13 protein-coding genes and 2 pseudogenes are annotated in these 18,632 nt (G+C 51.9%); 8 read left to right on the top strand and 7 right to left on the bottom strand.

The genetic code is table 11. The features are described 5' to 3' along the window. The 5 genes and pseudogenes from B156_RS30000 to B156_RS32340 all read left to right on the top strand — a co-directional run bounded on the left by B156_RS30000 (nt 1) and on the right by B156_RS32340 (nt 5,401). Nucleotides 1-1,034 (top strand): annotated as a pseudogene (locus B156_RS30000) (HAD-IC family P-type ATPase). 96 nt (nt 1,035-1,130) lie between these two features. Beyond that, nucleotides 1,131-1,353 (top strand): annotated as a pseudogene (locus tag B156_RS32350) (copper chaperone). Nucleotides 1,354-1,666: 313 nt separating this feature from the next. Next, entirely contained in the window at nt 1,667-1,954 is a 288-nt protein-coding gene (locus B156_RS29990) for a hypothetical protein (protein WP_245563865.1), read from the top strand. Between the two features lie 194 nt (nt 1,955-2,148). Next, nucleotides 2,149-5,082, top strand: coding sequence for a multicopper oxidase domain-containing protein (locus B156_RS0126235; protein WP_018622782.1), 2,934 nt, complete (start codon nt 2,149-2,151; stop codon nt 5,080-5,082). Nucleotides 5,083-5,182: 100 nt separating this feature from the next. Further along, the gene (locus tag B156_RS32340) at nt 5,183-5,401 is read left to right on the top strand and encodes a hypothetical protein (protein WP_245563847.1); all 219 of its coding nucleotides are present in this window, start codon (nt 5,183-5,185) and stop codon (nt 5,399-5,401) included. 504 nt (nt 5,402-5,905) lie between these two features. Here B156_RS32340 and B156_RS29985 read toward each other — a convergent pair. Further along, nucleotides 5,906-6,826, bottom strand: a complete 921-nt coding sequence (locus B156_RS29985; RefSeq protein WP_245563846.1) for a hypothetical protein — start codon at nt 6,824-6,826, stop codon at nt 5,906-5,908. Nucleotides 6,827-6,865: 39 nt separating this feature from the next. Between B156_RS29985 and B156_RS32460 the strand changes: the two genes are divergently transcribed. Together B156_RS32460 and B156_RS32515 are read left to right on the top strand one after the other, a co-directional pair. Beyond that, a complete protein-coding gene (locus tag B156_RS32460) occupies nt 6,866-7,000 on the top strand; it encodes a hypothetical protein (protein ID WP_281167541.1) in 135 nt (44 codons plus the stop codon). 91 nt (nt 7,001-7,091) lie between these two features. Beyond that, nucleotides 7,092-7,382 (top strand): hypothetical protein, encoded by a 291-nt coding sequence (locus tag B156_RS32515; RefSeq protein ID WP_018622779.1) that lies wholly within the window; start codon nt 7,092-7,094, stop codon nt 7,380-7,382. A 723-nt stretch (nt 7,383-8,105) separates the two neighbouring features. Here the strand turns inward: B156_RS32515 and B156_RS0126205 are convergent. The 5 genes from B156_RS0126205 to B156_RS0126185 form a co-directional block, all read right to left on the bottom strand. Beyond that, a complete protein-coding gene (locus B156_RS0126205; protein ID WP_018622777.1) occupies nt 8,106-8,552 on the bottom strand; it encodes a heme-binding domain-containing protein in 447 nt (148 codons plus the stop codon). Further along, nucleotides 8,549-9,193, bottom strand: coding sequence for a DUF3347 domain-containing protein (locus tag B156_RS0126200; RefSeq protein ID WP_018622776.1), 645 nt, complete (start codon nt 9,191-9,193; stop codon nt 8,549-8,551). The genes B156_RS0126205 and B156_RS0126200 overlap by 4 nt, the downstream gene beginning before the upstream one ends. 87 nt (nt 9,194-9,280) lie before the next feature. Continuing rightward, nucleotides 9,281-9,937 carry a DUF2231 domain-containing protein gene (locus B156_RS0126195; RefSeq protein ID WP_018622775.1) on the bottom strand — a complete coding sequence of 219 codons (657 nt, stop codon included), beginning with the start codon at nt 9,935-9,937 and terminating at the stop codon, nt 9,281-9,283. Nucleotides 9,938-9,978: 41 nt separating this feature from the next. Beyond that, the gene (locus B156_RS0126190) at nt 9,979-12,528 is read right to left on the bottom strand and encodes a multicopper oxidase domain-containing protein (protein WP_018622774.1); all 2,550 of its coding nucleotides are present in this window, start codon (nt 12,526-12,528) and stop codon (nt 9,979-9,981) included. Nucleotides 12,529-12,832: 304 nt separating this feature from the next. Then, nucleotides 12,833-14,500, bottom strand: a complete 1,668-nt coding sequence (locus B156_RS0126185; protein ID WP_018622773.1) for a PQQ-dependent sugar dehydrogenase family protein — start codon at nt 14,498-14,500, stop codon at nt 12,833-12,835. Between the two features lie 492 nt (nt 14,501-14,992). Here B156_RS0126185 and B156_RS0126180 point away from each other — a divergent pair, with 492 nt between their 5' ends. Next, the gene (locus B156_RS0126180; protein ID WP_018622772.1) at nt 14,993-16,117 is read left to right on the top strand and encodes a multicopper oxidase domain-containing protein; all 1,125 of its coding nucleotides are present in this window, start codon (nt 14,993-14,995) and stop codon (nt 16,115-16,117) included. A 178-nt stretch (nt 16,118-16,295) separates the two neighbouring features. Here B156_RS0126180 and B156_RS0126175 read toward each other — a convergent pair whose 3' ends face one another. Continuing rightward, nucleotides 16,296-18,587, bottom strand: a complete 2,292-nt coding sequence (locus B156_RS0126175; RefSeq protein WP_018622771.1) for a heavy metal translocating P-type ATPase — start codon at nt 18,585-18,587, stop codon at nt 16,296-16,298. Between the last annotated feature and the right edge of the window lie 45 nt (nt 18,588-18,632).

The raw sequence follows: 18,632 nt of genomic DNA, 5'->3' as shown, positions 1-18,632 counted from the left end.
GTGGGCGTAGGTAAAGGAGCCGAAAATAACATCCTCATCAAAGATGCCGAAAGTCTGGAACTAGGCTCTAGGGTAAACGCCGTCATTCTGGACAAAACCGGCACGCTGACCGAAGGGAATCCGTCCGTCATTAAGCTGCACTGGTTCGCACCCGACACTGACCAGAAAGCCCTGATGCGGGTGCTCTACGCGCTGGAAGCTCAATCGGAACACCCCCTAGCCGATGCCGTGGTCGAACGGTTAAAACAGGACACTATAACCGGTTCGCTGCTGGATACGTTCGAGAGCCTAACTGGACGGGGTGTACTGGGCCGCTCCGCTGAAAAGCAGTACGTGGTGGGTAATGCCCGACTGCTAGCCGAGCATCGAATCCCGGTTGGGGATAAGGCCCAGGCATTAGCCGCCGACTGGCAGCAAGCGGCTAATACGGTCGTGTACTTCGCTGATGCAGAACAACTGCTGGCATTGATTGCCATGCCGACCCAACAAAAGCTACTTCCCTCGAGGCCGTTCATACGCTCCAACGGCGGGGTATCGCGGTATACATGATGACGGGCGATAACGCCCAAACAGCCAGGGCCGTGGCCAGTGAAGTAGGCGTTACGGATTACCGGGCCGAAGCGCTTCCTGCTGATAAAGCCAACTTCGTCAAAGAATTGCAGGCTACAGGAAAAATTGTGGCCATGATTGGCGATGGCATCAACGACTTGCAGGCACTGGCGCAGGCGGATGTGAGTATTGCCATGGGGCGAGGGTCGGACATTGCCATGGATGTCGCCAAGATGACACTCATCACCTCGGACTTAAACAGCGTACCCAAAGCCCTGCAACTCTCAAAACGGACGGTGCAGACCATCCGGCAGAACCTGTTCTGGGCGTTCATCTATAACCTCATTGGCATTCCCATTGCGGCTGGAGTTCTTTATCCAATCAACGGTTTTCTGCTTAATCCGATGTTTGCCGGGGCGGATATGGCCCTCAGTTCCGTGTCGGTGGTGACGAATAGCCTGCGACTGAGGTCTGCTAAACTATAGGCGTTTTTAATTTTATAAGCTTTTTTCCTAAAATTACAAGTCCTTTAGCGGAGCAATTAACCTGTCTGAGGGTTACTAAAACGGACAGTAACAGCTATTGAAACGCTCAATTTCAAAACGAACATTAGTGCGGACATGGAATCCGCATCGATTACGCCATTTCTTGACGATTTCGAGCAACTGGACGGCTGGAATGTAGATACCAACAGCCCAGAGAAAAATTCTTACCGTGCAGACTATTGATAATCGGATTGGAGATATCATTATACAAGCCGTCGAACGGACAGGCTATAAAGCCGAACGGATACCCCGACCTTAAAAAAAGAGGGTACGCTTGACCAAGGAATCCAAAAGTTTCGCAAAAGCCCGGTTGAATTTTACAAGCCGTTTCATTATCCGATGGGGTGACTTTTTAGTCTCATATACGTCTGTCTCGACAAGTCAGGCGGGCATTCGGCACTATTTTATCTATTTACTACCCGATATCTTCACCCTGAGGATATTTTTAATCGAATAAATGTCATGATGCATTCTCAAACTAAGCCTGCCCTACCTACCCAACAGTATGTAAAAAATCCTCATTATGGGCGTGTTGTAGTTTATATCTATGTATGTACGTACTTATGTATTCAATGGTAAATAGCTTTGTTAATGTTGTCCCCAATATAAATCAGTTCTATATGGCTGGGTTGATGACAATGCCCATGATTATTATTGAGCTGTTAGTTATGTCGGCTATGTATATGGATAAGAAACGCAATGCCCCAATCCTGGCGGGAAGTGATATTGCCTTAGTTGCTTTTTTCGTTTTCATTCGGCAGCAGGCCGCCGTTTCAGACCGGCAATATTTAAAAGGAATGATACCCCACCATGCCGCTGCCATTTTTGATGAGTGGGCAAGCCTCCCTAAAAGACCCTGAGATCAGGAAGCTGAGTGAGGATATCATTAAGGCTCAGGAAGAAGAAATCAGGCAGATGAAAGCTAAACTGAACGAACTGGACCGGTAAGTCAAACTATGATACGATGCCGTCTCCCCTTACTGTAAGTGGCCCTGCCATCCGACAGAGCATTATTGCTGGTTTACAGCCTACCCAATCGTTTACCCCATACGTAATGAAATCTATTGTATTGATTTTCGCTGGTCTGACCCTGTTGCTGACAACTGGCTTTGCTCAGCAACATTCGATGAATGCTTCCAGTGAAGCAACGGCCAAACCCCGCGATGCCGATAAGTCGAGCTTTCCGACCGTCAACACCACGCTTCCTGTTTCGCGGCCACAGGCTTTAGCTAGAACGAAATTGACCGGTAAGCGCATTGAGTACGACCTGATGATTGATGAACAGACGGTCAATATTTCCGGCAAGCCGAAGCGGGCAATGACCATTAATGGGGGGATTCCTGGCCCGACCATGCGGTTTATGGAAGGCGATGTGGCCGTCATTCGGGTGCATAACAAACTCAAAACCGAAACCTCTCTGCACTGGCACGGTCTGTTGGTACCCAACATCCAGGATGGTGTATCCTATTTAGAGACACCTCCTATTTTAGCCGGCAAAACGCGAACATTTGAATACCCGCTGGTGCAGTCGGGAACGTTCTGGTTTCACTCGCATACCCGCTATCAGGAGCAGCTTGGGGTGTACGGTTCCATTGTCATTCAACCCCAGCAGCAGGTCCATAAAGTCGACCATGACCTGGTTATTCTGATGTCGGACTGGACCAATGAGAATCCGGCCTATATCCTCAAAAACCTGAAACGTAGGAATGAATGGTATTCTATCAAAAAAGATAACGTGCAGTCGCTGAACCGCATCATCAAGCACAAAGCAGTGAGCGCCTACCTGCGGCAGTCGATGCAAAAAATGGCTCCAATGGACATTTCGGACGTGTACTATGAGCGGTTCCTGATTAATGGCAAGGACACGGTCCGTTACCCCGAAATCAAACCAGGCCAGACGGTGCGCCTGCGGGTGATTAACGCCGGAGCTTCTACTTATTTTCACCTCAACTACGCAGGGGGACCCATGAAATTAATTGCCGCCGATGGCGTAGAGGTGCAACCCGTGGATGTAAACCGTCGGCTCATTGCCATTGCCGAAACCTATGATTTCATCGTGACTGTCCCCGAAGGCGGGGCATTCGAGGTGCGGGCCTCCGCACAGGATGGTTCGGGTTATGCCACAGCGCTTTTGGGTAGTGGCCCGGTTCACTACGCGCCGCCTATTCCCCGCCCGGACCTCTATAAATTGACGGCTAATATGAGCCAAATGGGAGGTATGGGCATGGGTACAATGAACATGGGCCAATCAGACACCACTGCCCAGGCTAATCGTGATATGAACGGCCCGATGGTGCATCAAGCGGGTGCAATGAGTGGGATGAACGAAAACCCGGCTAAACCCGCGAAAGCGTCGCCCGAAAAAGCCGACTCGATGCCGGGTATCGATATGCCTGGTAAGGACAGGTCAGGTATGGATCATAGCAAAATGGACATGGGTCAGCCAAAACCCGAAAAGGCAGTATCCGCAAAATCCAAAAAAGCGGACGCTATGTCGAGCATGGATCATAGTCAAATGGACATGAAAGGAATGGACATGGGCGCTACTAAACCGAAGAAAAAAGGCAAATCAATGGCTGGAATGGATATGTCTCGGTCCCACTCCGACGGACCGGCCGATGTGGGTATGAAGATGGACAAGGACGGTAAAATGGACGTGACTGGTATGGATCATGGCCAGATGAAAATGGCCGATAAAAAGACGACGACTCCCAAAAAATCGGATAACATGCCGGGCATGGACCATAGCCAGATGAAAATGGGTGATGCCAAAACGGACACTATGCCGGGTATGAAAGGTATGAAGATGGATGGTAAGGCCGAAGCCATGCCGGGTATGGATCACAGCCAGATGAAGATGGACAACAAGTCTGTCAACATGGCCGGCATGAAGCCGGGTGACAACATGCCGGGTATGAGTACCAATGGGATGGAAGGCATGGGTGGTATGGGTCAGATGAGTATGATGGACGAGCAGAATACCATCGACTACAGCATTTTGAAGGCTACTGAACCAATTGTCTTTCCAGCTAACCGCCCCATCCGCGAGATACCACTGACTTTAACGGGCAATATGTTTCGCTACATCTGGGGCTTCAACGGACAACCCCTTTCCCGGGCCGACATGATCGAGATTCGACGGGGGGAAATAGTACGGATTAAAATGGTGAATAATACCATGATGATGCACCCCATTCACCTGCATGGGCATTATTTCCGCGTGCTCAACGGGCAGGGTGAATATTCGCCACTCAAGCATACGGTCAACGTCTCACCAATGGGTAGTGTTACTATCGAGCTGATGGCCGACGATGATAAGGACTGGTTTTTCCACTGTCACCTGCTTTATCACATGCTTAGTGGCATGGCGCGCGTGGTCAGCTACGGCGATAAACCCGACTCGTCCATTGCCAACATCCAAAAACTACACCTGCGCGATATGCGCGATAACCAGCCATTCGTATGGGGTTTTGTGCAACCGGGTTATCCGATCAACTACTTTAATCTAAACGTTTCGAATAATAAAAATGCCATCATTGCCGGGGGTGACCACGACTGGCGTTCCAACAACTTCGAGTTCGATCTGGACTACGAGCGCTATTTCGGGGATTGGTTTCGGGTGTTTGCAGGTGTGGACGGGGGTAATGAACGCTTTTTACGCCGTGTCCGTGCCGAGGGGGATGGCCTGCCTGCTACCAACGGTGACCGGAAGATTCTGCGGGCGGTGGCCGGTATCCGATACATGCTGCCCTTCCTGATCGAGTCCGAAGCGAAGGTGGATGCGCGGGGCAACGTGCGGCTTCAACTGTCGGGCCAGCAACTGCTTTTCCCTCGCCTGGAATTTACCTACCAAACGCAGTGGCTGATCGGTGGCTACGTACGGGCGCACGTCGAACTGCAATATACCGTTACCAAAAACCTGTTTCTCCACACCGATTACGACACCCGGTATCGTACCGCTGGGGGTGGGGTGGGCTATAATTTCTGATTGTAGTACGGTTCATCGGCCCGCCGACAACACTAGTTGGAAGGCCGATGAACCGTACTACAATCAGAAAGAAATGGTTGACTTAAACCCTGGCATGTTTGTGATACCAACTATCGCCCTGACAGCCATCGTGTTATTGTATATCCATTTTCTGAAAAAAGCGGTTGATAAACCAGCCTTCAGGCGATTTGCTGGTGTAGTAGCCGGTTCGTCATTTCTGTTGAACTATGCCTGGGAAATAGGCCATTGCCCCCTCTACACAGTATGCGCGTATGATCTACCGCACTTCTTTTTTTTTGGCGTTGGCTTCGCTTGCTGACGTTATAAAGGCTGGTTTACTTTTTTTTGTTTCGCACTGATTTACAGGAATAGCCTTTGGGTCATGCCCCTGACTATTTCCCACGTTCTGTGGTTAATGATCGTGGGTGGTGCCGGAGCAACAGTGTCGAAGATCGCCCACCTATCAGCCGGGAACTGGATTTATGCGGAAAGCATGCCTATTGTTCCGGGCTGATAGGTGGGCCTCCCGTGTTACAATTTACGATTCTGCCGGTTTTGATTTACCGCCTGAGCTTCTAATTCTCGACCTACCGGTCAGGCCAATCGCGGAGGTCCGTTTCGTTCATTCGCTAAGCAACGTATGATTAAGCTACACGCCAGATTTGACTTGTCCTGAAACGGAATGATTGTGCAGGTACGATTGAATAACCAGGATGACAGGAGTGGGGGGACTGGGGTGATGAGCAAGCTAACGGCTCATACGTTAGCTGTTTAACTGAATGGAGTAGCGCAAAGAGCTTTTTTAGCTTTGATTCAACCATTTCTAACCGGCATTATTGGTTGTCCAGGTACCCAATACCACTGGCAACCATAAGTTGCAATGCAAAGTTACCCAACAAAGTAAAAAGTAAGTAGTTCCCATAGACTGAAATGGGCGTATGTAGATGTTCACAGCTTCACACGGCTTTGGCGATCTTTTCCAGCACGAGGTGGCTGTCCCAGAATCGACATAGTGCATACGTAACTCCGACATGAGTATGTACCGGATAGGCGTGTTTGTCTGCCGGATCGAGGGGCGGGTGAGTTGTATTTCTACCTCTTTCTGGCGGCTATCGGGTACAACTAAATATAGCGTTGTCGCGTGGTCCAGTAGTGAACACGTCAGGTCCGTCAGGCGCAGGATGGTGGAATAGATCGACGTGCTTTTCTCCACTTCAAAGGCGCAAATTAAGCGCCCCGTCTCTTTTTCCAGCCAGATGATGTCAATCAGGCTGATAGTCTGACTTGTTTCGGGCGGGACCGGCAGCGGGGGCAGACTAGGCAGACTCAAAAACGAAAAAGGCTGCCCGTTGTACTGCCGGGACCTGTCTTTTCGGGCCACCACCACGTCATATCCCAGGGCTCTGCCCAGGGTCAACAAATGATACTGCATCTCACTGTGCGTCTGGGTCTCCTGGGCTTCGTCAACGACGGCCTTGTGCCGTTTGGCAAGCTGTTTCTGAATCTTTTTCCGGTCGACGGCTGGTCGCTCATATAGGTTCGGCCCCAACAGATTACCGGCACCGATCTCGAATAACAACCCCGACAAAGCCTCTAGATCGTTGGAAAGTACCTGCCAACAATCGTTGTTTACCACCATCAATTTTTCCCGGATGGCCAAATACTCCGGCCACGAACCCAGCTTACGTCGTACGTTGAACAGTCGATTGTAGCCGTTGATGATTGCCGTATTGAAGGGCGGCACCCTGGTTGGGTGCGGGAGCAGTTTCGGTTAGCTGGTGAAATGGGGAACTCGGTCGAACTCGGTTTTCGGCGGCAGATAAACCCCAGGCTGGTGATGTCGCTGGGCGGAACGGCGGGCCTGGGCGAACAGGCTCCGCCGTTTCGGGCTAACGTTACCTTTCAGCAGGCGTTTTGATAATCAAAAGCGGGCTGAAACTTGTTATGATCTGACTACCGATATTATTTTGCCGGTAGTCAGATTTTTCACTCACGAAAATCAGTTTATTATGGAACAGGGGGACTACCGAAAATTTATGGGCATGCTGGGCGTATCGTACATTGTTATGTTCAGCGTAATGTATCTCAACATCGACCAGATCAGCCACCTCTATTTTGGTCTGACCCGCTTTTACATGACCGCGCTGATGATTGCGCCGATGGCTCTGATTATGCTGGGGTTCATGGGCATGATGTACAAGAACAAGCGCGTGAACGGGCTCATCATCGGGGGCAGTATTGTCCTTTTCTTCGGGGTGCTGACGCTGCTGCGTACACAGACCTTTATTCGCGACGAGTAGTACATGCGGGCTATGATTCCCCACCACACCTCGGCTATTCTCTTCAGTCAGTAAGCGAATCTAAAAGATCCGGAAGTGCAAAAACTGGCCCGCGGCATCATCGAATCACAGGAGCGCGAAATTGCCGAGATGAAGGCTATTCTGGCCCGCATGGAAAAATAGCCGGATACTTATCCGGGTGACACAGGACCATAACCTGCCTGATCAACTACTTGTGGTCCTGGTTTTCGTAGATGTCCGGGTTGCGAAGGTGAAGTTAGAGTTTTCAGTGAAACGGCGGGATACCTTCCCGAATGCCTGCTGCTTCTTGGTAATGTAGGTTAGTGCCAATTTCAGCGAACTTCCGTCGGAATCATCCAGAAAAAAAAAGTCTCTGACACTGACTGGTCTGCATGAACCCCTTGCCGGATCGAATGAACCATTCCAGGCAGTATTCTGCACAATGCAGTTGGATAAAGGAGACCGTAAGTTCGTGATCGTTGAATACGGGGCGGTAAAAAATAAGTGTTAACCTTACCCAAACGTGAGCCAACTTTACGAATTCCATGAGCGAAAATTCTTCGTCTTTCAATTTATGCGATCTTCGCACGTTGTACCAACGACTTTCATAAGAATCCTTTGCATTTACGGCCCAGGCCCGCATCTCCATATACTGGTGAGACTGAGTAGCGCATACGTACTGATTTTCTTTTCGGACAAAGAAGTTAGGCCAAGCGATCGCTACTACTTTATTTCAGATTTAAGCCAGCCAAGAACGGCCTTCTCATCCGCCTTTGATAAGTTGGCGTTCCAATGTATCAGCCTGTACGAAGTTAAGGGCATCGCACCATCCTCTATCTGGCTGCTCATTGCTTTCAATTTACTGCGCTGCCGACGGGGTGAGTAATCACCGAACTCACTAAGATTCAGATCCTTTTTCCCCTCCTCGATGTGATTGCCCAGAAACATGGCCACGGGTTGAAATCTGCTATACCAGGGGTAGTCAGTATGGTTACTGTGGCAATCGTAGCAAGCCGTTTTAAGCAGTGTGCCAGTGCGGGCCGGGGGCGCGTAAAGAGCGATGAAATCTTTATCCGCACGGGTGTCACCCCGGTTAAGCGGAGTGGGTATCCACTGGATACCCACCAAAACAACTACCGTAGCCACGGCGGCTATTTTCAACCACCTCATTGGGGTACTATTTCAGTTTTCATGCTTCCGCAGGTCGACATTTTGCTACCCATGTATGGATTCTTGATCTCCTTGGATGTGCTCAACCAATTTGCCCCCTTTTTATTGTTGTACATCGGACAATAGTCCTGATAGAGCGTGCGATCTGATCCGACGACGGCGATCAGGTCGGTCATGTCTTTGCTCAAGACATCGAAATGTTCCCGCTGATGATCAATTTTACCGCTGTTCGTGCCAATGTGTTCAGCATGCTCGCGGGCATCGTCCACAGTATCATCGTAGGAGGCCTGTTGCTTCGGGTCCAGAGAGGCTCTGTCGAAACTTGCGAAAGCCTTCACCATCATTTCGCCGGAAGCGGCCGCTTTTGCGCTGTTGTCAGATGCCAATGCGTCTTTCATGGCCAGGTAGCCATCAAGAATAGCCGAAGCCTGGTCTGACTTTCTGACCGGGCCATTCACTGAAGTATTACCTGAGACTGAAGAAGCGACATGGTCACCATGCCCATCATGGTCACCATGCTCCTCATGTTCAGTAGCATTATGCGCCGTTTCGGTCTGATCGGCAGCCTGTTTCGATGTGTCGTTGTTGCCGCAGGAGGAGAGTACGCCTGCAACGGCCAGGGTTAAAAGGATTCTTTTCATTGGACTTAACGGTTAACGGGTGAAAATAAATAAACAAGTAAATGCAGTTATGATTTAGCGCGGATCATGTCGGTGATTAACCTGCCCTCAGTGCGCGTGGGTCGATTCGGACTCGACGTACCTGCCCTGTGGGCCAACACCTTCAATATACACCAGTTGCGAACCGTAGTGACCAGCCTTCGCTACCGAAAATCCCGACCCCAGCAGTACGGCTGCAACGCCCGCTACAGCCCATCGTTTGTTGGTCAGGCAAACTAAATTGAGACCCTGCAACACCACCCCGGCCCCGCCCAAATAGAGCGTCCAGTCGGCCCAGGAGTCATGCTGCGCCAAGACCAATTTGGCTTGTTCAGGCAGGCCATGCGTGTGGGCGTGGTATGGACCACCCGCTAAATAAGCCGCCAGTGCACCAGCAGCTGCAATACAGAAAGCAATCCAGGCAATTGCCGGGCGCATGAAGTAAACGTTAGCCGTCTGCAACGACGCGCCCACTAAAAGCAGTACGATGGCGAAATGAACGACCAACGGATGCAGGTTGGGGAAATCGTCCAGATCGGCGGTAAGCTTCAGGTCATGGTCAGCAGAAACAGCCGAAGAAACGTTTGGTGCCGAAGCAACCTGAGTGGCTGCTGATTGCCGGATCGTGTCTTCGTCGTCACCGCCGTGAGCCAGTGCCGCCACCGCCACGAAAAGCATTGCCAGCAACAGAATACCCTTATTGAGATTTTTGATCGCGTTTTTCATTGGATCTGAATTGCGTCATTAGCAAAGTATGAGCCGAAATTTTAGAAGCGCAGAGACATCCCACCCCCCGCTCCAAAACGGTTGGCGTAGCTACCCATAATGGATACATTCCGGGACAAGAAGTACTCGACCCCCGCCGACCAGGTTACTGATCGCATGTAGGGACTGACCTCGGGTACGCCTTCTCGTAGGGGTCGTTTGGTCCAGCCAAAATCGGCCTGATATTCGTATTCACCGAAGAGCATCGTACGCGGGAAGATCATAATCGACCGGCTCAAACTGATCTGGGGGCGCAGGCGGCTGTCGATGCGCACGTCCAGAGCAAACAGGTAGGGCGTCAGGTACCGAACACCGGCAATAGCCGTCGTCACTACGTCATTGGGCATACTCTGCCGTTCATTTTCGGCGTTGACGCCCACAAACACCTGTAAGTAATCATACAGGTATCGTCCGTACGATACCTCAGCCTCGAAGCGTTTGTTCCAGCCCCGCACGCCCATCACGTTAAACTGGTTGCGGTAGTTGGACGATACCAGATTGAGCTGGGCCAGGTGCGAAGCTACGTCGGCCACGCCCCAGTTGTAAAACCCATTGCCCTCGCGGGTGAGTTTTTTCAGAGGATATCCTTTCAGCCGGTCGTCGCGGGCCGCCGTGTCGTAGCTGAATACCCGGCCCATGCCCCCAACTAAGTGATATAGTACGTGGCAGTGAAAAAACCAGCTGCCATACTCATTGGCTGCAAACTCGATGGTTATCTTCTGCATCGGCGGCACGTTGGCCACGTTCTTCAGGGGCGAGTAGTCCCCGTATTTATTGATGACCCGGAAAAAGTGCCCGTGCAGGTGCATGGGGTGGTGCATCATGGTGAGGTTGTTGAGCGTCAGCCGGACGGTTTCCCCTTTTTTGATTTCGATATTATCGGCTTCGGCGAGCGGCACACCATTCATGCTCCAGATGTACCGGCGCATATTGCCCGTCAGGTTGAGCAGGATATTCCGCACGGGCCGGTTGGGGTCAAGGGTCGTCTTCTCCGGCGATTTGAGGTAGTCGTAATTGTAATCGGCGTACATCTTCATGCCCGGCATGGATTTGCTCATATCCTTTCCCGACGCATCGCCTTTCATCGCCATTCCACTCATACCCTTATCCCGCTTACCATTCGACATATCCATGCCACCCATCGGCTTGTCAGCCGGTTTGCTCATGTCCATATTCGCCATAGAACCATTTTTGGCGTGGTCCATTTTTGAGTGATCCATCGGGGGCTTCCCCGTCGAGTCATCAGACATCGTCATCCCGTTCATCGACTTGTTGCCCTGCTTCTTAGTCTTGTCCGGCATGGAGTTATCCGACATATCCATACTATCCATTGACTTATCAGACATTTCCATGCCCTTCATTTTGCCCATCTGCATTCCCCAGTTGTTCATCATCTGCTGCGGACTTACTTCGTGGAGATTAAACTTGATGGCCGGGGCACCCATGCGCATGTTCATCTTTGCCATCTGCTGCATCATGGCAATCTTGTCGGGCCGGGGTACGATAGGCGCGGCCACAATGGCACCCTGCCCAAGATAGGCCGAAGTTGTACCCGAACCGTCCTGCACCGATGCCCGTACTTCGAGCTTGCCGCTTTTGGGAACAGTCACGATAAAGTCATACGTTTCGGCAATGGCGATGAAGGTTTTGTTGTGGACCACCGGTACCACATTCAACCCGTCGGCCGCGACCAGCAGCGGGTCTTCACCTCCGAAGGTGAGCCAGAACTGCGACGAGGCTGAGCCGTTGATGATGCGCAGCCGCACCCGTTCGCCCGGTTTGTAGTCCGGGTAGTCCTGCGTTTTCTGACCGTTGACAATGAAGGCCGAATAATACACGTCGGCAATGCCCGCACTTTCCATGCGCTGTTTCCAAAAATTCAACTGCGCCCCAAACGCCCCCCGGCGAATAACCCGGTTCAGGGGCGTGGAGGTGCCTTTGCGAATGTTGTACCACTCGTTGCCCCGCTTGAGGTTACGCATCACATTTTCCGGTTTCTGGTCGGTCCAGTCCGAAAAGATCAGTACCTGTTCTTTGTCGTAAGTGAGCGTTTTTTCTTTTGGCTCGATTACAATAGACCCGAACAGGCCGCTTTGCTCCTGCAACATCGTATGGGCGTGGTACCAGTACGTGCCTGATTGATTGAGGGGAAATTCGTATTTCTGGGTTTTTCCCGGTTCAATAGGCGGGATATTCAAATACGGTACGCCATCGTAAAAGTTGGGAACCAGCAGCCCGTGCCAGTGGACCGACGTTTCCACATCCATTTCGTTCTTTACGTGAATAACGGCGTATTCACCTTCGGTAAATTGGATGGTTGGCCCCGGCGAGGTGCCGTTGACAGTAATACCCGGCACTGATTTGCCGGTTTTGTTGACCATTTCCTTTCGGATGGTTAGGGTGTACTCATGTACGGGCCGGTTGTCGGTATTCTGGGCAAAAGCGGATCCGTTGATGAAACAAATCAGGATTAAGTGAAGCCAAAGGTTACTACTCGTTTCGATTTTGGTTCGCTGCTGTCTGGTTAACAGAAAAATCTTATTTTTTGTCATATTGAATGTTGAGTTATATAGTTATAACACGCTGTAGGGGAGATAAGCACAGTGTCCATAAATTCTACAAAGGATCTATCTAATTCTATAAGGTACACCGGCAGAAGCAATGTAAAATGTATGGGTACAGCTACGGTCAGAAACGAAGGGTCGTAACCAATGACGGATTGGTACGCAGCATAAATAACCATCACGCCACGAAAAATGACAGGATCGGATACGGCTATTTCATCAGGCCCGGCAACAGATGAACCAGCAGCAACGTGGATACAAAAAAATACGATTGCCAACAGTGACAGCCCTATCAGTTGGCCGGTTGTGATTTGCTGACTTTCCAAACTACGCCGGTGTTCGGATGAGCCTTCATCCCCGAATCATCGAATTCGACCACGCCAAAATCTACGATGTAGAGACTGCCTTCTTTGCTCCACTCCATCTGAATTGGGCGTTCCAGCCCCCCGGTGCCTTTGGCCGAAGCAGGCAGGTTATTTTTGTTGTGAATGAAATCGGTGGCATTGCCGGTCGAAAGGTTTACCTGCTGTACCTTGAATCCGGGCCAATCGTATTTGACGCCCGGCGGTGCATTTTGCGCTGTCGGTACACCCGCAGGTAGTTTCGGGTGGTATGCTGGCCCCTTAAAGAAAGGAATGATTACGCCAAACTCAGCCACCAGAATATCCTGTTCCGGTACGCCCAGAGTGCGGTTGCCGAACACCATGCCTTCGGCTGCGCTGTGAACGGGCAGGCGGGCAATCGGCTGCCGGGGCTTGTCTTTACCCCGGAGCAGTTTCCGGTGGGTAGCGTCGGTCAAAACAAACGCCCGGTCTTCCTTCTTCACCCCGAACCGCTCGTCAGTAATGGGTATGCCGCTGTAATAATCGGGCCAACCGTACCACTCGTCCTGCACCACCTCATACACAGGTTCGTAATCAAAATAAAGGCCGCGCGGGGCCATCGGGTTCGCGCTGTTCATGGTCGTGATGAGCCTGCCATCGGGCGAGAACCGGTAGCCAAAGCTGGAACGCAGGCCCCAGGCAATGCGCTGGATATTGCTGCCATCGGGATTACAGCTGAAGAATGCACCGTTGCAGATTTTTTCGCCCTTAACGACCTGTCCCGGCTTCGTTTTCTCGCCCAAGGCCACAAAGGCGCCGGTCTCTACCGAGTCGGCATCAACAGATTTCATCTTGTCGGTCGGCACCCAGAAGTTCTTTCCGGTCAGGGCTACGTCCTCGCCGGGTACTTCGTGGGCGTTTGGCTTGTTAAATTCGTCGACTACCTTGACCCAGTGTTCTTCGATAACCCCCGAATTGCCTTGTGTTGACAGAAAAAAGTACATCTTGCCATCCTTAAAGATGGGCTTGGCGTTCAGGAACTCCCCCCAGGAAGGCAGTCCGTTGATGATGGTTTTAAACTCTCCGGAGGCTAAGTCGTAGGTGGAGTAGCGCGACCGATGGGCAATAAACAGCTTACCGTCGTGGTAGGTAACGCCGGTGAGGGGCGGAATCAGCCCCTCTTCTATATCGTTCGATGACGCTTTTCCTTTAATGACATCCATGGGTACCACCTTGTCGTAGAGCACCTTCGTGGTACCGTCGGGCATCAATTGCAGGATGCGGGCTTGGGGAGCGCGTTCGGGCATCGTTCCGTAGGTATGACCGCCCGCTTCGGCAACGTAGGTATTTCCCTGCTCATCGAACGTAACATCTACGGGGTAACTTAAACCGGTGGCGACGGCTTCAATCTGCAAACCTGCTGGAACAACAACGTCGTCCGTATTTACCTTGCGCTGACCTGCGGATTGAACTTCTGACTCAGCCCCCTTTTTTTCACCCCCTGCTTTATCTTTCGTAGCGCAACCCGGGAGCAACAGTAGAAGGCTAACAATTAGTAGGACAGCGAACACCGGGTAACGATTTCCGACAAGCAACCAGGGTTCTTGAGTTAGTTTGGTAATTCTACTGATGCGCATAATCAGTGTTAGTTGAGGTTATTGAACAGACAGCGACTCGCTTATGAAATAACGCCAGGTTGAGTCAACGAACGGCCTGACACTGTCTAAAAAACTCCCTGTATCGGATAGGGTTTTTGTAAGATTACTCAGTCGGCTTGTAGAATATTTGGGCGTAGCGTGAATCCCAACTCGTTATTGCGGTTTATTTACACTCCAAAGTAGGGTTGAAAACGCATGGGCATTCATGCCAGTTTTACCACCAACAGGCGTACCAAACTGCCCTGGAAGTCTGATTTGGCCTAAATACTGTAGCAAACATCCATCCAGGGAGGAGGCCCTACAGGTATAAAAGTGTTTACTGCTATGGTAAGTATAGGGCTAACCATGACTCGAAAGCGAGTCAACAAAACAAAGGCCAGCCCGTTTCCTAAAAGATTACTGAGCCGGGCAAACTAAGTTTTTACCCGCTGTACCAAACATTATACCAAACATTTTAACACGTTATGCACAATGAAAAAAGACGTACGTAAATCCCTTTTATTGGCCGCTTCCCTGTTGACGCTGGCCGGTTGTAGTATACAGGACCATATTCCCCCTTCTGGTACTCCTGCGGTGCAGACGCGGATGTACTACATTGCTGCCGAAGAAGTTGTCTGGAATTACGTACCGGAAGGCCGAAACGTGTTTTCGGGAGAGCCATTCACCAAGATGGATTCGGTATTTGCCGTTCGCAGCCCATCGGGTCCCCACCCCCGCATTGGCAGTAGCTACCTGAAAGCCCGCTACGTGGAGTACACCGATGCCTCCTTTACCACGCCTAAACCAACAACCCCGGAGTGGACCCACTTAGGCATACTGGGGCCCGTCATTCGGGCGGTGGTAGGGGATTCGGTGAAGGTTGTCTTCAAAAACAAGACCTCAATTACCACCAGTATCCACGTGCACGGCCTGCTCTACCCCAAAAGTTCGGAGGGGTCCGGTAATTCCTCCGGCGACCCCGCCAGCTTAGTGGCTCCAAACGGAACGCATACCTACCAGTTTTTTGCCCGGAATGAATCGGGACCAGGGCCTAATCAGGGTAGTTCGGTGGTATGGGTGTACCATTCCGGAGTCAACTTTACGCAAACGGACATGTACGCGGGCCTGGTTGGGGCCATCGTCGTAACGAAACGGGACATGGCTACTGCCGACGCCAGGCCCAAGGATGTGGACCGGGAACTGGTAACACTTTACAATATCTTCGACGAAAACGAAAGTCCTTACCTAAAGAAGAACATTGCCACTTATCTGCCCGGTTTTACCAATCCCAATCCCGCCGATTTTATGATGAGCAATAAAATGCACAGCATCAACGGGTATATAATGGGTAACCTGCCCGGACTGACGATGAACAAAGGGGAGCATGTGCGGTGGTATTTGCTGGGTCTGGGGGATGTGCAGGGCGTGCATACCGCACACTGGCATGGAAACGTCAGTGTAATGAGTCAGCGAAATACCGATGTGATTGAGTTGCTGCCCGCCGTTGCCGTCGTTGCCGATATGACACCGGATGATCCGGGCAAGTGGGCATTTCATTGTCACGTTAGCAATCACGCTGCCGTTGGCATGGATTCGTTTTATACCGTCAACCCGTAACCTGCCTGTCAGCGAAAAGTCCGCGGTTCAGGCCGTGTCTCATTCCCGTAAGGTTCTCTGCCTGGCGAATTAGGGAAATAAGTCCATCCGTAGCAGTCAGTAAAAATAGCTGATGTTACGGATGGACTTACTATTTGAGCTATAAGCGGTTAAGAGTTGATTATGATGAAGCAGGTGATTACAGCTTCGCCGTTCGCAGCCGCAGACTATTGGTCACGACGGATACCGAACTGAGGGCCATGGCGGCCCCGGCAATCATGGGGCTGAGCAGAAAACCATTGAGGGGATACAGCAATCCGGCGGCAATGGGAATGCCAATGAGGTTATAGATGAACGCCCAGAACAGGTTCTGCCGGATGGTCTGCACCGTCCGTTTTGAGAGTTGCAGAGCTTTGGGTACGCTGTTCAAATCGGAGGTAATGAGCGTCATCTTGGCCACGTCCATCGCAATGTCCGACCCCCGGCCCATGGCAATGCTCACATCAGCCTGCGCCAGGGCCTGGGAGTCATTGATACCATCGCCAATCATGGCGACTACCTGTCCGGTTGCCTGTAATGCCTTCACGAAATCGGCTTTGTCGGCGGGCAGGGTTTCGGCCCGGTAGTCGGTCAGGCCAACGGCTTTGGCGACAGCCTGGGCGGTTTGGGGATTGTCGCCGGTGAGCATGTACACGGCAATACCCCGGCTTTGCAGCGTCTGGATGGCTTCTCGCGATGTTTCTTTCACCGGGTCGGCAATGGCGAGTACGGCCAGAATCCGCGTTTCATCGGCAAAATAAACCACCGTCCGGGCTTCCTGCTGCCAATTGGCTGTCCGTGTCTGCACGTCAGCAGGTACAGCAATGCCGCGTTCGGTCAGCAGCCGGTCGTTACCAATCAGGTACGTTTTTTCTTTGTACCGGCCCGCTACGCCCCGACCCGTCAGGCTCTCGAATCCGGTTAGCGTAGTGCCCTGTATGCCGTCCGCTTTCAACCGGTCCACGACCGCATCGGCCAGCGGGTGTTCCGACTGCGCTTCCAGACCGTACAGCACGGGTTGTAACCCGGGAATGTCTGCATCAGCCACGAGCCACGTCAGGTCCGTCACGGTGGGTTTTCCTTCGGTAATGGTACCGGTTTTGTCCAGCACCACCGCCGTCACTTTGTAGCCGAGTTCCAGGCTTTCGGCATCTTTGATGAGGATGTTGTTTTCGGCCCCTTTGCCCACACCCACCATGATGGCCGTGGGGGTGGCCAGCCCCAGCGCACAGGGACAGGCAATCACCAGCACCGTCACTGAAGTCAGCAGAGCGTGGGTAAAGGCATTATCACCCCCAAAAACCATCCAGCCAATAAACGTCAGGATAGCGATACCGATAACGACTGGCACGAAGATACCGGCAATTTTATCGACCAGTTTCTGTACCGGTGCCTTACTCCCCTGGGCTTCCTGCACCAGCCGGATAATCTGGGCCAGCAACGTATTAGCACCCACTTTTCGGGCCGTAAATTGGAACGACCCTTTTTGGTTGATGGTGCCAGCGAAGACCTCCGCCCCGATTGATTTGACCACCGGCACCGGCTCCCCCGAAATCATGCTCTCATCCACGAACGACTCGCCCGACTCGACCAGCCCATCCACCGGAATCTTTTCGCCGGGCCGTACCACAATCACCTGACCTACCTGCACCTGCGCAATGGGCAATTCGCGCTCGGTCGAACGCGACCCCGGACCCTTCTCAATGATGCGTACGGTTTTGGGTTGTAGCCCGATGAGTTTTTTAATGGCCGACGAGGTATTTGATTTGGCCCGTTCTTCGAGGAGTTTGCCCAGCGAGATAAAGGCAATCACCACCGCAGCCGCTTCAAAGTAAACGTGGGGTTCCAGTCCCCGGCTCGTCCAGAACTGCGGATACAGCGTATTGAAGGCACTGAACAAAAATGCAATGCCGGTGGAGAGGGCCACCAGCGTATCCATGTTCGTTTTGCCGTGGCGGGCCTGCTTTATGGCATTCACAAAGTACGACCGGCCCAGCCAGAACACCACCGGAGCCGACAGCGCCATCATCATGTAATTGGCATACGGAACCGAACCCATAAAAAACATCCCGATCAGCACCACCGGCACCGATAGCACAACCGCCCATATCGTACGCTTTTTCAGGGCTTCGTACTGGCGTTGCTGCGCTTCCTGCTGCACCTGACCGGGGTCTTCCACATCGACCACCAAATCATAACCAATGCCCTGCAATACCTGTTGCATACCGGCGGGGGTTATGACCGTCGGGTCATAGTCCACCGTAGCCGACTGGTTGGCGTAGTTGACCGTCGCTTTAGCCACACCCGGCGTGTGGCCCAGCATCGACTCGACGCTGACCGCACAGGCCGCGCAGGTCATTTCCAGCACCGGAAACGTTTGGTGCGTTCGTTTTTCGCTACCTGTTTTGGCGTTAGGCGAGGGTATGAGTTGTTCTATATCGTTGGGTACCATAAGGTTCAGAATTTATACGACAAAGGTCAGCATACCGGCCCCCGG

The sequence above is a fragment of the Spirosoma luteum DSM 19990 genome, assembly GCF_000374065.1.
In the GTDB taxonomy this organism is placed as follows: domain Bacteria; phylum Bacteroidota; class Bacteroidia; order Cytophagales; family Spirosomataceae; genus Spirosoma; species Spirosoma luteum.
The sequence above is the reverse complement of the archived record's forward strand: the minus strand, read 5'-3'. Positions and strand labels throughout refer to the sequence as shown.

Coding starts and splice junctions, on each gene's coding strand:
- B156_RS0126235 (WP_018622782.1), top strand. CDS start 2,149: ATGAAATCTATTGTATTGATTTTCGCTGGTCTGACCCTGTTGCTGACA.
- B156_RS0126195 (WP_018622775.1), bottom strand. CDS start 9,937: ATGAAAAACGCGATCAAAAATCTCAATAAGGGTATTCTGTTGCTGGCA.
- B156_RS0126185 (WP_018622773.1), bottom strand. CDS start 14,500: ATGCGCATCAGTAGAATTACCAAACTAACTCAAGAACCCTGGTTGCTT.
- B156_RS0126205 (WP_018622777.1), bottom strand. CDS start 8,552: ATGAGGTGGTTGAAAATAGCCGCCGTGGCTACGGTAGTTGTTTTGGTG.
- B156_RS0126180 (WP_018622772.1), top strand. CDS start 14,993: ATGAAAAAAGACGTACGTAAATCCCTTTTATTGGCCGCTTCCCTGTTG.
- B156_RS29990 (WP_245563865.1), top strand. CDS start 1,667: ATGGTAAATAGCTTTGTTAATGTTGTCCCCAATATAAATCAGTTCTAT.
- B156_RS0126200 (WP_018622776.1), bottom strand. CDS start 9,193: ATGAAAAGAATCCTTTTAACCCTGGCCGTTGCAGGCGTACTCTCCTCC.
- B156_RS32460 (WP_281167541.1), top strand. CDS start 6,866: ATGGGGAACTCGGTCGAACTCGGTTTTCGGCGGCAGATAAACCCCAGG.
- B156_RS32515 (WP_018622779.1), top strand. CDS start 7,092: ATGGAACAGGGGGACTACCGAAAATTTATGGGCATGCTGGGCGTATCG.
- B156_RS0126190 (WP_018622774.1), bottom strand. CDS start 12,528: ATGACAAAAAATAAGATTTTTCTGTTAACCAGACAGCAGCGAACCAAA.
- B156_RS0126175 (WP_018622771.1), bottom strand. CDS start 18,587: ATGGTACCCAACGATATAGAACAACTCATACCCTCGCCTAACGCCAAA.